15 protein-coding genes are annotated in these 13808 nt (G+C 58.9%); 13 read left to right on the forward strand and 2 right to left on the reverse strand.

Features of this window, described 5'->3' with window-relative positions; all coding sequences use genetic code 11:
- Nucleotides 1-5: 5 nt before the first annotated feature.
- The 12 genes from sufD to HUU46_04390 all read left to right on the forward strand — a co-directional run bounded on the left by sufD (nt 6) and on the right by HUU46_04390 (nt 11470).
- The gene (gene sufD, locus HUU46_04335; protein ID NUM52853.1) at nt 6-1319 is read left to right on the forward strand and encodes a Fe-S cluster assembly protein SufD; all 1314 of its coding nucleotides are present in this window, start codon (nt 6-8) and stop codon (nt 1317-1319) included.
- Between the two features lie 27 nt (nt 1320-1346).
- Nucleotides 1347-2618 carry a cysteine desulfurase gene (locus tag HUU46_04340; GenBank protein ID NUM52854.1) on the forward strand — a complete coding sequence of 424 codons (1272 nt, stop codon included), beginning with the start codon at nt 1347-1349 and terminating at the stop codon, nt 2616-2618.
- On the forward strand, nt 2619-3071 hold the full coding sequence (locus HUU46_04345) for an SUF system NifU family Fe-S cluster assembly protein (protein ID NUM52855.1): 453 nt from the start codon (nt 2619-2621) through the stop codon (nt 3069-3071).
- Nucleotides 3072-3100: 29 nt separating this feature from the next.
- On the forward strand, nt 3101-3559 hold the full coding sequence (locus HUU46_04350; protein NUM52856.1) for a GNAT family N-acetyltransferase: 459 nt from the start codon (nt 3101-3103) through the stop codon (nt 3557-3559).
- Nucleotides 3560-3630: 71 nt separating this feature from the next.
- The gene (nadA, locus tag HUU46_04355) at nt 3631-4695 is read left to right on the forward strand and encodes a quinolinate synthase NadA (GenBank protein NUM52857.1); all 1065 of its coding nucleotides are present in this window, start codon (nt 3631-3633) and stop codon (nt 4693-4695) included.
- A gap of 299 nt (nt 4696-4994) precedes the next feature.
- Nucleotides 4995-5309, forward strand: coding sequence for a DUF1858 domain-containing protein (locus tag HUU46_04360; GenBank protein ID NUM52858.1), 315 nt, complete (start codon nt 4995-4997; stop codon nt 5307-5309).
- 17 nt (nt 5310-5326) lie between these two features.
- Nucleotides 5327-5683, forward strand: a complete 357-nt coding sequence (locus HUU46_04365) for an iron-sulfur cluster assembly accessory protein (protein ID NUM52859.1) — start codon at nt 5327-5329, stop codon at nt 5681-5683.
- A 26-nt stretch (nt 5684-5709) separates the two neighbouring features.
- Nucleotides 5710-6168, forward strand: a complete 459-nt coding sequence (locus HUU46_04370) for a DUF1569 domain-containing protein (protein ID NUM52860.1) — start codon at nt 5710-5712, stop codon at nt 6166-6168.
- A 666-nt stretch (nt 6169-6834) separates the two neighbouring features.
- Nucleotides 6835-7923, forward strand: a complete 1089-nt coding sequence (locus HUU46_04375; protein ID NUM52861.1) for a hypothetical protein — start codon at nt 6835-6837, stop codon at nt 7921-7923.
- Nucleotides 7920-8777, forward strand: a complete 858-nt coding sequence (locus HUU46_04380) for an SDR family NAD(P)-dependent oxidoreductase (protein ID NUM52862.1) — start codon at nt 7920-7922, stop codon at nt 8775-8777. Before HUU46_04375 ends, HUU46_04380 begins: the two co-directional genes overlap by 4 nt.
- Nucleotides 8778-8893: 116 nt before the next feature.
- Nucleotides 8894-10612 (forward strand): proline--tRNA ligase, encoded by a 1719-nt coding sequence (locus HUU46_04385; protein ID NUM52863.1) that lies wholly within the window; start codon nt 8894-8896, stop codon nt 10610-10612.
- Between the two features lie 153 nt (nt 10613-10765).
- Entirely contained in the window at nt 10766-11470 is a 705-nt protein-coding gene (locus HUU46_04390) for an SIMPL domain-containing protein (GenBank protein ID NUM52864.1), read from the forward strand.
- A gap of 5 nt (nt 11471-11475) precedes the next feature.
- Here HUU46_04390 and HUU46_04395 read toward each other — a convergent pair whose 3' ends face one another.
- Nucleotides 11476-11892 (reverse strand): YjbQ family protein, encoded by a 417-nt coding sequence (locus tag HUU46_04395; protein NUM52865.1) that lies wholly within the window; start codon nt 11890-11892, stop codon nt 11476-11478.
- A 131-nt stretch (nt 11893-12023) separates the two neighbouring features.
- On the opposite strand from HUU46_04395, the gene HUU46_04400 reads away from it, so the two are divergent.
- Entirely contained in the window at nt 12024-13289 is a 1266-nt protein-coding gene (locus HUU46_04400) for a tetratricopeptide repeat protein (GenBank protein ID NUM52866.1), read from the forward strand.
- A 1-nt stretch (nt 13290) separates the two neighbouring features.
- On the opposite strand, the gene HUU46_04405 is transcribed toward HUU46_04400, so the two are convergent.
- Entirely contained in the window at nt 13291-13680 is a 390-nt protein-coding gene (locus tag HUU46_04405) for a hypothetical protein (GenBank protein ID NUM52867.1), read from the reverse strand.
- Nucleotides 13681-13808 lie beyond the last annotated feature (128 nt).

Raw genomic sequence — 13808 nt, forward strand, 5'->3', positions numbered from 1 at the left:
GCGCCATGTCTCAGCCACAGGAAATACCGGTTAATAAGGCGCACTTTCTCGATGGCGCGGACCAAGTGCGCAACACCGGGCCCGCATGGGCGCAGGCCATTCGCGCGAAAAGCGCCGCGCGCTTCGCCGAACTCGAATTTCCCCACCGCAAAATGGAGGAGTGGCGCTTCACCAATATTACGCCGATCCTCCGAACGCCTTTCAGTCCTGCGGCGGCGAACGTGTCGCAAGTCACGGTGGAAGACATCGCGCCGTTCCGTTACGACGGCAAAGGTGCCGAACTCGTCTTTGTCGATGGACACTTCTCGGAGAGTTTGTCACGAATGCCGGGCGGCATCACGGCCCTCGGTCTGGCGAACGCGTTGACCACGCACGAAGTGCTGATCGAACCGCACCTGGGCCATTATCTGAACGGGACCTCAAACGCCTTCGCGGCGCTGAACACGACTTTTCTCGCCGACGGCGCTTTCGTTCACATCGAGAAAGATACTGCGTCCGAAGCCCCCATCTATCTTCTGTTCGTGAACACGAAGCGCGACGGAACGGTGGCGTATCCGCGCAACTTGATCGTGCTCGAACCAGGCGCTAAGGCGGACATCGTCGAAAGCCATGTTTGCCTGGAAGACGGTCCGAAGTACTTTACGAACGCGATCTCCGAAGTCGCCGTGGGCGAGAACGCATCGCTGCATTTGCACAAATTGATTCATGAATCGCCGGAGGCGTATCACCTCGCGACCACGAAAGTCCGCGTCGATCGCGGAGGGACCTTCAAGTCCCATGCGATTAGCCAGTCGGGCAAGATTATCCGGAACGAAATCAACGTGTTGCTGGACGGCGACGGCGCGCACACCTCGCTTCATGGGTTGTACATGACCAGCGGCGACCAGCTTGTGGACAACCCAACGTCCATCGAGCATGCCAAGCCGCAGTGCACGAGCTGGATCGGATACAAAGGCGTGCTGGACGACAAGAGTCACGCGGTATTCAGCGGCAAAGTCTACGTGCATCGCGTCGCGCAAAAGACCGACTCGAACCAACTCAATCAGAACTTGGTGCTGTCGGACAAGGCGACCATAGACACGAAGCCGCTCCTCGAGATTTTCGCGGACGACGTGAAGTGTACGCACGGCGCCACAGTTGGCCGGCCGCCGGATGAGTTGGTATTTTATTTCCGCACGCGCGGCATGAGCGAGGCCATGGCGTTGGGCATGCTAACGTACGGGTTCGCGGACGAGGTTGTGAACCAGATTGAAATCGATGCCGTGCGCACGCGTCTCGAACGTTTCGTCTACAACAAATACAGCCCGATACCGGGCTGAGGACGGCATTACGTGGCCACAGGAACAATGCTAGCGGGTCCGCACAAGAACCCCGCTTCGCCAAGACGGTCCCCGCTTACGGCGACGGACATCGCGCGGATTCGCGACGACTTTCCCGTGTTGCACGTGCGGCGCGGGGGGAAGGACCTCGTCTATCTCGACAATGCCGCGACGAGCCAAAAGCCCCGTGTAGTGATCGACACCGAGCGCCACTACTACGAAGCGCAGAACGCCAATGTGCATCGCGGCATGCATTACCTCAGCGAAATCGCCACCAGCGCGTACGAGGAGGCGCGCAAGAAAGTCCAGCGCTTCCTTGGCGTGAAACTGAGCTGTGAGGTGATATTCACTCGCGGCACCACGGAAGGCATCAACCTCGTCGCGCAGACCTTCGGCCGCCAGAACATCGGCGAAGGCGACGAGATAATCATCTCCACGATGGAACACCACTCGAACATCGTACCGTGGCAAATGCTCTGCGAGGAGAAAGGCGCGAAGCTGCGCGTGGCCCCCATCAACGATCGCGGCGAGTTGCTCATGGAAGAGTTTGAAAAACTCTTCACGCCGCGGACGAAATTGGTCAGCATCGTCTACATATCGAACGCCCTCGGAACGATAAATCCCATCCGCGAGATCATCGAGATCGCGCACAGGCACGGCGTGCCCGCCCTTGTCGACGCCGCGCAGGCTGCACCGCATCTGCCAATCGACTTCCAGGAACTTAATTGTGATTTCTTCGTATGTTCGGGGCACAAAATGTTCGGCCCAACGGGCATCGGCGTGTTGTGCGGTCGCGCCGAACTCTTGAATCGCATGCCCCCGTTCATGGGCGGCGGCGACATGATTCTGTCCGTGACATTCGAAAAGACGACATATAACGGTCTGCCGTACAAGTTTGAAGCCGGCACACCCAATATCGCGGGAGTGATCGGTCTTGGTGCGGCTGTGGATTATATCGAGTCTATCGGCATGGATCGCATTGCCGCATACGAACACGATCTCACGCAGTACGGCACGCAACTCCTGCAATCGATCGACGGCGTACGTCTCATAGGTACCGCGAAGGAGAAGGCCGGTGCTCTGTCCTTCATCATGGACTCGGCGCACGCCCACGACATCGGCCAGATTCTGAGCGAACAGGGCGTTGCCATACGCGCGGGCCACCACTGCGCGCAACCGGTCATGCAACGATTTGGCGTTCCCGCAACGGCGCGCGCGTCGCTGGCGTTTTATAACACGAAAGAAGACCTCGACGCGCTCGGCGCCGCCATCAAGAAGGTCAAAGAGGTCTTCGACTAAATGGCAGGCAACCGCGCCCTCTACGAACAGGTCATCCTCGAACACAACAAGAAGCCGCGTAACTTTCGTGAAATGCCCGATGCGACGCGAAAGCTGGAAGGCTTCAACCCGCTTTGTGGCGACCATTTCACGCTCTATCTGAAGCTGAGCGGCGATGTCATCGACGATGTGAGCTTCAGCGGTGCGGGCTGCGCAATCTCCAAGTCGTCAGCCTCCGTCATGACGACACTCGTCAAAGGAAAGACCGTCAAGGAGGCGGAAGCGCTGTTCGCTGCGTTCCACAAAATGGTCACGTCTCCGCCGGACGCGCCGGTCGACGAAGAGAAGGCCGGCCGGCTCGCCGTGTTCGCGGGCGTGCGCGAGTTTCCGGTGCGCATCAAATGCGCCACGCTTGCCTGGCACACGCTCCTTTCCGCGCTTGACGGAAAGAGCGACGTCGTCAGCACGGAATAATCCGCAATCGGCCGCACAACAGACGCACGATGCCTGTCGACTTCAGCAGACTCGCGCCGGACTCCCCGGCCATCGACGCCGTAGTCTACTTGATGGGGCGGCTTTACGAGCACGATTCCATTCCGTACGACGAACGCGCCGCGCGAACCGCTCTCGAAGGACTTCTCGCAGACGAGCGCCACGGCGCTGCGTGGATCATGGAAGACGGCGGCACGCCGATGGGATACGCCGTCGTGACTTTTGGGTACAGCTTGGAGTTTCGCGGCGTCGACGCGTTTCTGGACGAACTCTATATCGAAGAATCGCATCGCGGCCAGGGGATTGCCCGCCGCGCCATTGAGTTGGCGGAGGAGTTCTGCGCCAATCACGGTGTCCGGGCGCTGCACCTGGAAGTCGAGCGTGGCAACACCGGCGCGCAGGCCGTCTATCGCAAACTCGGCTTTTCCGACCACGACCGCTATTTGCTGACGAAATGGATTTCCCGTTAAAATAGTACAAGGAGCCGTGAATCTGCACGGCCGTACGCGCGTCCAAATGGACGCGAAAGGCGACACATAAAATGCCAGGCGCGTTAACCATACAACAGGCCCCGAGCCGCGACGAGACCCTCGAGCGCATGCGCACAAAGCTCTCGGCCATCGTACCGGACGTCGAACTGCAGGTGAAGGCCGACTATGCGTACCGGATCAACCTGCTCAAGCGCGAGATGAACGCGGTCATTCTCGGTCATAACTACATGGAACCGGCGCTGTTTCACTCCGTGCCGGATTACGTCGGCGATTCGCTCGAACTCTCGCGTATCTCGGCGGAAACGGACGCGGACATCATCGTGTTTTGCGGCGTGCAGTTCATGGCGGAGACGGCAAAAATCCTCAATCCCGAGAAGACTGTCCTGATACCATCCCAAAAGGCGGGGTGCTCGCTCGCGGCGGGTATTACGGTCGAAGACGTACGTACCTTGCGCGCGCAATATCCCGGCGCTGTCGTCGTCAGCTATGTGAACACCTACGCCGACGTGAAGGCGGAATCCGACTACTGCTGTACGTCCGGCAATGCCGCGGGCGTTGTGCGCCACCTTCTGGAAAAGGGCCACAAGCACATCGTCTTCCTTCCGGACGAATACCTCGCGCATAACACGGCGCGAGAATCGGGTCTGCCGTTCGTTCTGGCGAGTATCGAGGGACCGCGCCCGCTTCCAGAGAAGGCCATCATCGGCTGGCACGCGCGCTGCGAAGTCCACGAATTGTTCACTGTCGACGACGTCGACACGGTGCGTTCCCAATTTCCCGACGTGGTCATCATCGCCCACCCGGAGGTTAGCCCGGAAGTCCTCGCTAAGTGCGACGCCTCGGGCAGCACCAAGCAGATGGTGGAATATGTCCGCAAAACGAAAGCGGACCGATACCTCCTGCTGACCGAATGCAGCATGGGCGATAACATCGCCGCCGAGAACCCCGAGAAGGAAATGCTGCGCCTGTGCAGCCACCGCTGTCCGCACATGGCACAAATCACGCTCGAGGATACATTGGCCTCGCTGGAAAGAATTCAGTACAAGATCGAACTGCCCGCAAACATAATTCGCGACGCGCGCCTGCCAATCGACCGGATGCTCGAAATCCGTTAGAGCGCGGCCTTCCGGCTACGGGCACCTCCGGCGCGCAACGATTCCGCGGCGCTCTGCCGCCTACACGAAATATGCTATGCTTGGCTTGTGTTTACCATAAGTAAGCGCCGAGAGTCGGAGAGACTGCCATGCTTTATTACAAAATTAGCCAACCTGTCCCCGGGAAGGGCGATGCCTGGGTGTATTACGAGTGCGACGATACGTTCGCCATCCAGCGCCAGATGACCGTCATACCGGCCACGGGCGAGGTAGACTGTGTCCCGAACCCGCTCGTCAAGAAGATGACGAATATGGCGTATATGACCAAATCCTCGGAGGAGGAATTTCTGGGCCATTGGTCCGACGACCACATAAAAGAGGTTGCCGAATTCGAGCACAACGGCGAGCATGGCGTGTCCTATTTCAGTCTCGACATGACCATCGGTGAGGCGATGTCGATTCACCCGCGCGTCGCGGAGGTGTTCGCCGCGTTTCATCTCGGTGGCTGTTCGCACTGCGGAATCAACCAGTACGAAACCATAGGCCAGGTCTGCGCGGGCTACGGCGTCGACGCGGACATGCTTATCGAAGTGCTTGAAGGCCTCATGAAACCGGCCGAACCGGCGAAGGCGTAGGAGTCGAACAAAGCAGTATGACCACCGATACGGCAACCGCACCCTCCAAACCGCTTGTCAGCGCGACCGAAGGTGCCATCCGGGAACTGAAACGCCTGTTGGAGCGAGAATCTCCGGAAGTAAATGGCGTGCGCCTCGCCGTAAAAGGCGGCGGATGCTCCGGCCTTTCGTATGTGCTCGATTTCGGGCAACAGCGTGAGGGCGACAACGTCGTCGAACAAGATGGCGTACGCTTCCTGATGGACCGCAAGTCTTCGATCTACCTGAAAGGCATTGTGCTCGACTACAAGGAAGGTCTGAACAGCAAGGGCTTCGTCTTCCAAAATCCTAACGCCACCAGCACCTGCGGCTGCGGCGAATCGTTCAGCGTCTAGCACGATACGGGGCGGGGCTAAAGCAAGTGGCGCTCGCAAAACTCACTCGCGAAAACCTTCACCTTTTTAATGACCGTATTTCCAGGCTGACCTCGGACACTCAACCGGCGTGGGGCGGCCTTTCGGCGACCCGCATGCTGATCCACCTGCGCACGGTCATTGAAATGTCGCTCGAGGAACGGGCCTTTCAAGATCGTAGCACGTGGTTTTCGCGAAACATCGTGCGCTATCTCGTGTTTCACGTAATGCCGTCCTGGCCAAAAGGCAAGATCAAGGTGCCCGCCGAATTCACGCCCGAGCCGCAGGATGGGTTTGAAGGCGAGCGCGCGAAATTATTTGCGGCCTTCAACCGCTTTGTCGATGCTGCCGCTGCGCAGCCCAACCGAAAAACGCCGCACGCGATGTTCGGGAATCTGACGCTCGACTACTGGACCTACATGCACGCTCGGCATTTCGAACACCACTTCCAACAGTTCGGAATCTGAACTTGAGAAAAAAGCGAGGCGCCGGAACGCACAGTCCCAGCGCCTCAGAATGCAGAGCCGTACCTACTTCGTTTCCGATTGAACGACCGTCGACTTCTCGGCGAACCCTGTGCGCGGGCAACCGCTAGAAGAAACCGCCACTGCGGCGACCGCAAGAAACAATGCAACCACTCGAATTGTCAGACGCATCCGAACTCTCCTTCGTTGTTGTATGTGGACCTGCCGACGAACTGCGCAGGCAAGACCGGTGGCTGTCACGGGGGCCACGCTACGTTGCTGCAGAAGTCTCAAGCGAGCCTGAAACGAATCGAGACGCGCCGCATGCGCAACCGCACGTTTCCCGTCTGAATTCCGTTCACCGCCCCGCGACTTGTATGGACTATTACTGCGCTTGAACGATCGCCGGTGTCTCAGCGGCCGGAAGTACAAGGGTCCGGCGCGGGCACCCCGTGACCGAAAGGACCGTCACGGTAAGAATCGCCGCCAACACGCCGACGCGCAATGCCTTCAACATATAATTCTCCCTTCACTTGCCAGTTGTCTTGAAATACACCACGACAGCCTACGCACGAATAATAACACCGAACCCCCTTTGTGTCACGGGGCGTGCGAGCTACTTGCGAAACGCTCCGTCTTCCGTATAATTACCGGTAGGGAGATTCCCCGATGGCGGTTGTTCACACGGGCTACGACGATCCGGTCATTCAGGCGTGCACGCACTTCGACGGCGCGCGAGACCACGCCGCGCCCCAAGATCGTCTCCAGGCCATCGTCGAGGCGTGCAAGCCGTTCCGGGAAGAATTGCTCGCCGCCGATCCGGTGCCTTACTACCAATCCTTCGACTTGGTGCGCGCTCCGTACCCACGCCGTTACGCCCTGAAGGACGCTTGCACCGTGCCAATCCCTTACGTCCACATCCTGAATCGCGTGTTCGTCGTACAGTTCCAAAGCGTCGATGGCCTGAAGACGATGCTCGTGTCTCCATCGGATTACCGCCGCAACGCCGAAACCCCGTTCTTTAAGAACTTGACCCTCAGCTTCGGATCGCTGCGCGCGCAGCTCGAACCGCTCATGGCGCCGGAGATTGGCACGGTAGAAACATGGCTGGCGCAGGTCGGGATTCGCCCCGAACAAGTCGATTACATCACGTACGACCATCTGCATACGCAGGACGTCCGCCGCTGGCTGGGCACGGCTGACACGCCCGCCTATTTCCCGAACGCCAAGCTCTTGGTCATGAGGCAGGAATGGGAATCGACGAAGGCGCTGTTGCCACCGCAAAAACTGTGGTACTGCCCCGACGGCATTGCGGGCGTGCCGGAAGAGAAAATCGTGCTGCTCGACGGCGACATCGTACTTGGCAAGGGTGTAGCGCTCGTGCAGACCCCCGGGCACACGGAGGGCAACCACTCGATTGTCGTCCGTACTCCCGAGGGACTGTTCGTAACTAGCGAGAATGGTGTCGGGGCCGACTCGTACGCGCCAATGAAGTCGCGTATTCCGGGCCTGCGCAAGTACGCGCAGACAACCGGCATCGATGTAATTCTCAACAGCAATACCCTCGAGCGCGGGCTGGACCAATATATCTCCATGATTCAGGAGCGCGAGATCGCGGGCACGTCGCAGCGCAATCCCGATTTCTACAACGTCGTCAATTCGTCCGAACTTACCGCCTATTGGATGTTCCCGGGAATCGTTCCCACATTCACGTTTGGGCCGGTGAAGTTTGGCGCACCGCAGGGAGCAGGGGCATGAATACGGGCAACGCGAAATCCTATTTCATCACCGGTTGCGCGAGCGGCATCGCACAACACGTCACGGACCGCCTCGTCAAACAAGGCGCGCGCGTTTACGCCACGGACGTCAACATGGAGGCGCTCGCCCGCCACGCGAACGAAGCGGCGTGGCCGGAAGACCGCGTCAAACTCGATACGCTTGACGTACGCAAACTCGAGGCGTGGGAGGAAGTCTTTGCGCGCGCCGCCTCCGCGTTCGGCACGATTGACGTCTGCATGAACATCGCCGGTGTGATGGTCGGCGGCTGGATTCAAGACCAACCGGCCAAAGAAATCGACATGCAGATCGACGTAAACCTGAAAGGTGTTATCTGGGGCACCCAGGTCGCCGCGCGCCACATGGTTCCGCTAAAGCGCGGGCACATCGTCAATATCGCGTCGCTCGCGGGAATCGCGCCAATCCCGGGAATCGCCGTCTACGTGGCGTCCAAACACGGCGTGCGCGGGTTCACCCTCGCCATTGCAAACGAATTGCGGCAATACGGTATCGACACGACCGTGGTCTGTCCCGATGCGATCCGCACGCCGCTCGTCGAACAATGCGCGCGAATCGACGCCGGTGCAATGGTGTTTTCCGGGCCGCGCCTGCTTTCGCTAAATGAAATTGGCGACGTCATTATGACGCGCGTGCTGCAAAACAGAGAACTCGAAGTTGCCGTGCCGTGGAGCCGTGCGTGGCTTTCGCGCATCTCCGCGATGTTCCCCGGTTTGGGCGGGAATATCCTCCCAGGCCTTATCAAGAAAGGGAAGCAACACCAGGTCGAACACCTCCACGGCGGGGAAGGTTCGAAGAGCCCTGCCGAGCAACATTAGCACGTCGCATTCCCGCATCTCGCATAGCATTGGTTTTCCCGGGCGAAGTCGCAAAGCAGCCTCGCCCTCTGCTATAACCTGCCTTTCCCAACTGCCTTAAGGAGTACGCCGTTTCTATGCGCATGAGCCAACTTGTCGGCCATCGGTACAAAGAACGCCCCGCCGAAGCCACCCTCGAAAGTCACGCACTACTGCTGCGCGGCGGATACGCGCGCCAGGTCGCAAACGGCATCTATTCGCTCCTGCCGGCGGGCCTTCGTGTCATTCGCAAGATCGAGCAAATTGTCCGAGAGGAAATGGATCGCATCGGCGGACAGGAAGTGCTCATGCCCGTCGTGCAACCGCGCGATCTGTGGGACGAGTCCGGCCGCTACGAAAGTGTCGGCCCGGAACTTGCCCGCTTCAAGGACCGGGCAGGCCACGATATGGTCCTTGCCATGACGCACGAAGAGGCCGTTGTCCACCTGTGCCGCAACGAAATTCACAGCTACGCGCAACTGCCATTCATGGTTTATCAAATACAGACGAAATTCCGCGATGAACCCCGTTCGCGAGGCGGCCTCATCCGTGTCCGCGAATTCACCATGAAAGATGGATACTCGTTCCACCGCACGCAGGAAGACCTCGAATCGTACTACGCGGAGTGCTACCGCGCCTACGAGCGCATCTTCGCGCGCACCGGCCTCTCCAATGTCGTGGCCGTTGAAGCGGACTCCGGCATGATGGGCGGAAAGATTTCGCACGAGTTCATTCTGCTCACCGAAGTGGGGGAGGACACCATCGCGACTTGCTCCGCGACCGGCTACTACGCCAACCGCGAGGTCGCTACGGGCATCATCGAAGGGTTTCCGGAATCGCCGAAACCGTTGGAGAAGGTCCACACGCCCGGCTTGAAGACGATCGAGGAAGTTGCGAAGTTCCTCGGCGTTGAGACGCGCCAAACCGCCAAGGCCGTGTTCTACGATTCGGATGAGAATGGCAAACCGGTCATTGCAGTGATTCGCGGTGACCGCGACATCTGCGAGCCAAAGTTGGCGAAGATCATCCAAGCGATTCCCGTACCCGCAAACGATGCGCGCATTCGCGGTGCCGGCGGTGTGCCCGGTTTCGCCTCGCCCATGGGCCTTGACAAGTCGAAGTGGCGCATCGTCGTCGATTCGACTGTCGCTACCTCCAACAATTTGGTAACCGGTGCGAACGAAATCGACTACCACGTGAAGAACTTTAATCTGGAACGCGACATGCCCGGCGTTGAAACCGTCGATATCGCGATGATCGCCGACGGCGACAACACACCCGACGGCAAAGGGACGATCGCGCTGCAACGTGGTATTGAGGTCGGAAACATCTTCCAACTCGGATCGAAGTACACCGAATCGATGGGCATGACATACAACGACGAAGCGCAACAAAAATGCGTCCCTATCATGGGGTGCTACGGCATCGGCATCGGCCGGCTCATGAGTTCGATCATGGAGGTCCACCGCGACCAATACGGCCCGAAATGGCCGCTTGCCGTCGCGCCGTGGCAGGTGCAACTCAACGCGCTTAAACTCAACGCGCCGGGTGTGAAGGACACGGCGGCGAATCTGTACGCCGCTCTCACCGCCAAAGGCATCGAAGTGCTCTACGACGACCGCGACGAGCGCCCCGGCGTGCAGTTCGCCGACGCCGATCTCCTCGGCATCCCCATCCGCCTGATAGTCAGCGAACGCAACCTTAAAGAGGGCAATATCGAGTGGAAGCGTCGCGACACGGGCGAAAACGGAACGATGCCGCTGGGTGACGCGCTATCGTTTGTGGAATCCATTCTTACGCCTGTCAGCGACAAGTGACTGCATAGCCGCCGTATTGCACTGCGAGGCGGAGTGGTGCAGCCCGCAGTGCGGAGGTGCGCAGACGCCGTTTGGGTTACGCATCTTTTACAAATCCTTCACAACTATTCCCCCATTGCACGATATGATCTCCCGCAAATGGAGGATTCACTCATGCGAAAAGCATCACTTGGACTCGCCTTAGTCTTTATCGTTGCAGCCGCAGCCCCCGCCGAAACCGAACGAAGCATCTCCGTCACCGGCACCGCCGTGATTCAGGTCGTGCCCGATTTCGTCGCCTGGAACGTCTCTATTGTCGATACGAATGCCGCCTTGTTGGTGGCGAAGCATCAGAACGATGGACGAATATCGGCCGCGATGGAATTGATCAAATCGCTCGGTACGCAACCTGTCGATGTCCAGACTTCGAACGTCTCCATCCACAAGGAATACAACCACGACGAACAGGGACGGCAGACGACGTTTAAGCATTACGTCGTGAGCCGAACGATCTCGGTGAAGCAGCGGGACGTGAATCGGTTCGACGAATTCTTTGATGCGCTTGTTGAAGAGACCGGCGCCGACGTGAATTTCAACTGGCAGTCGTCCCGGATATACGACCTGCGCAAGGATGCGCGCACTTCCGCGGTACAAATCGCCAAACAGAAAGCCGAGTCAATGCTGTCGGAACTCGGTGCCAAGTTGGGCCCTGTCATTACGGTTGAAGAGGACTCTGGACGGAGTCTCACAAGCTCCATCAGTAATGTTGCCTATTCGGCCGAAGCTCCGAAACCGGATGACGAAATCACCGGCACCTTCGCGCCGGGTGCAATCGACGTTCGCGTTTCCGTCAACGTGAAATTCGGCATCGCCGAATAGCCGCGCTACTCACCAATCACGGTTACAACGATTGTGCGTTTACGGGGCTTTACGTCGCACTCAAGGTGAAATATCTGCTGCCACATTCCCAACACCAGCGCCTTATCCTTGACCGGAACGGTCAGCGACGGCCCGAGCAACGTCGCCTGCAAGTGTGAATGTCCGTTTCCATCATGCCAAGCCTGCTCGTGGCCATACGTCAGGCTCGGTGGGATCAGCCGATCCAGCATTTCCGGCAGATCGCGTTGGAGTCCCGGTTCGAACTCGATGCATCCAATCGAAGCCGTGCTTCCCACGTTGAACACGTGTACGACGCCCTTCGAAATATCAGACTCAACAACGATCCGCCGTACCGCCTCCGTGATGTCGTGCGTATCCCCATGCTTGCTGCTGGAAATCGATATCAAACCTTGATGAACCATCGCGCCTCCTCGTTTGAACGTGCGGCAATGTTCACCTTACCACGAGCAGCCGCTTTCGCTCGCGGCCGCCGCACCGGCTTGACGCGCATGTTTCCCTGTGCTAGACCAATGATATCTGTATGGGGTACCCGATGGATCGCGCGCGCGCACAGATACTGTTCAAGGAAGCCGACGAATTGTTCCGTGCGGGAAACGCCGCCGCGGCCCTTAATCGGCTCGAGACGCTGAAGGCGGAATTCTCCTGCGACAAGAATCTCTGGTACGCGCGGGGGCGCTGCCTGATCGCACTGGGCAGGTTCGCGGAAGCGCGCGACGTGGCTGAGCACATGATTAATGACCTCGGCGTACCCCGCGGCAAGAGACTCCTCGAGCGAATCGCGGACGCGGAAAATGGCGTCGCGCCTCAGCCACTTTCTGAAATGGACCTTGGCCCGCCACCGGTCCCGACGGGCGCCATGGTGAGGCGTGAGCGCAGTGCACGACTGCGTCTGGCGGCGCTTGCGGTCATCGGATTCGCAGTACTCGCTTCAGCCGCCTTTTACGTTCAATCCGTGAACCGATCGAACGTGTCGCTCGCACCCTTGCCCGACGATGAAATTCGAAGGCTACGGGCCAACCGCGCCATCGATCGCGAACGCCGCGCGGCCGAAGAGCGCGCCGCATTGTTGGCAAGAGCCAAAGCGCCCACGACCGAGCCCGGCCGCGTGATTCCCCCCGAAGAATGGAGCGTCGCGGCAATCGACGGTGTTCCCGATTGGAAACCCGGCGTCTATCGCGACGTCCCGTGCAAGAGCAATGCCGCCTACACTATCGACGTCTTTGTACCCATGGCGTACCAGGAACGCACGGAGGAGTTCTTTCCCGGACTCTTGATCTCAATGCCCGAAGGCCGGCCCGGTTTCCAGGGCTTCAAGAAGTACGCCGAGCAGAATGACATCATTATTGTTTCGCTGAACCACAGCTCGAACAAGACTTTCGCCTATAACGAATACGCCCAGGAACTCGCGTTTAATACCATTCTTCCCGGCTTGCGTGTCCATCCCGAACTCGGCTTTACCTACGGTGCAAGCGGCGGAGCGAGAAGCAATTGGGACTGTATGTGCCGGCATCCGCAAAATTTTGCGGGATTGATACAAGTTGTGTTTCCGCGAGGCAGCGAATGCAAGCGGCCGCCACAGGGCGTGCGCGTGGCGTTTCTCTATGGCGATCGCGACTTCAACCGCAAAGGCACGGAGAAATTGTGTGGCGAGTTATGGAATGAAGGCTATGAAGTGCAAGTTCGAATGTATTCGGGCGACCACTACTCGAACCCACCGGAAAACCTGCGCGTGGAACTGCTGGATTGGCTGGTCGGTTCCGCGCGCCGCGAACGCGGTCTGCCTCACCCTCCGCCGTGACTCAATGCACCGGCGCCCGGAGCCACCGGACGGCTTCCTCATCGGAATGAAGGACCGATGTCGAAAGTCCGAAGCTCTCCATAAACACGGCGAACATGCGGCTTAAGCCATAATACAGCGGCTTCGAGACGATGATGGCGCAGCGTCCGCTGAGCATACCACGGTGCGACGCGATGAGGGTCGCGATATCGCGTAGTTCGCCGGACGTGCGGCTCTCAGTCGATTCTCGCACGTCGAAGAGCAGGTGCCATTTTCGCTCTGCGTCGCGCGCGGCCAAGTCAGACGCTTCGGCGAATCCACACTGTATGACGTGCAGCCCGTCAACGAAATCGACCGCGCCGTGCGTGGCGAACCACAAAATATCGCCCCGAATCTCGTACGTTAAGCCCATCCGCCGAGTCCTGACTCGCCTGGAATTGCTGCACTACGAGTGACAACGCCCCGGTTGCGGCATCGTCACGGACGTGTCGAATCGCACCGTCACACTAAGAGGCTCTAACAATAATAACGTCTTTGCGT

This window comes from Candidatus Hydrogenedentota bacterium, assembly GCA_013359265.1.
Taxonomy (GTDB): Bacteria; Hydrogenedentota; Hydrogenedentia; order Hydrogenedentales; family SLHB01; genus JABWCD01.

Coding starts and splice junctions, on each gene's coding strand:
- HUU46_04380 (NUM52862.1), top strand. CDS start 7,920: ATGAATACGGGCAACGCGAAATCCTATTTCATCACCGGTTGCGCGAGC.
- HUU46_04395 (NUM52865.1), bottom strand. CDS start 11,892: ATGGTTCATCAAGGTTTGATATCGATTTCCAGCAGCAAGCATGGGGAT.
- HUU46_04400 (NUM52866.1), top strand. CDS start 12,024: ATGGATCGCGCGCGCGCACAGATACTGTTCAAGGAAGCCGACGAATTG.
- HUU46_04390 (NUM52864.1), top strand. CDS start 10,766: ATGCGAAAAGCATCACTTGGACTCGCCTTAGTCTTTATCGTTGCAGCC.
- nadA (NUM52857.1), top strand. CDS start 3,631: ATGCCAGGCGCGTTAACCATACAACAGGCCCCGAGCCGCGACGAGACC.
- HUU46_04375 (NUM52861.1), top strand. CDS start 6,835: ATGGCGGTTGTTCACACGGGCTACGACGATCCGGTCATTCAGGCGTGC.
- HUU46_04405 (NUM52867.1), bottom strand. CDS start 13,680: ATGGGCTTAACGTACGAGATTCGGGGCGATATTTTGTGGTTCGCCACG.
- HUU46_04385 (NUM52863.1), top strand. CDS start 8,894: ATGCGCATGAGCCAACTTGTCGGCCATCGGTACAAAGAACGCCCCGCC.
- HUU46_04350 (NUM52856.1), top strand. CDS start 3,101: ATGCCTGTCGACTTCAGCAGACTCGCGCCGGACTCCCCGGCCATCGAC.
- HUU46_04345 (NUM52855.1), top strand. CDS start 2,619: ATGGCAGGCAACCGCGCCCTCTACGAACAGGTCATCCTCGAACACAAC.
- HUU46_04340 (NUM52854.1), top strand. CDS start 1,347: ATGCTAGCGGGTCCGCACAAGAACCCCGCTTCGCCAAGACGGTCCCCG.
- HUU46_04365 (NUM52859.1), top strand. CDS start 5,327: ATGACCACCGATACGGCAACCGCACCCTCCAAACCGCTTGTCAGCGCG.
- sufD (NUM52853.1), top strand. CDS start 6: ATGTCTCAGCCACAGGAAATACCGGTTAATAAGGCGCACTTTCTCGAT.
- HUU46_04360 (NUM52858.1), top strand. CDS start 4,995: ATGACCAAATCCTCGGAGGAGGAATTTCTGGGCCATTGGTCCGACGAC.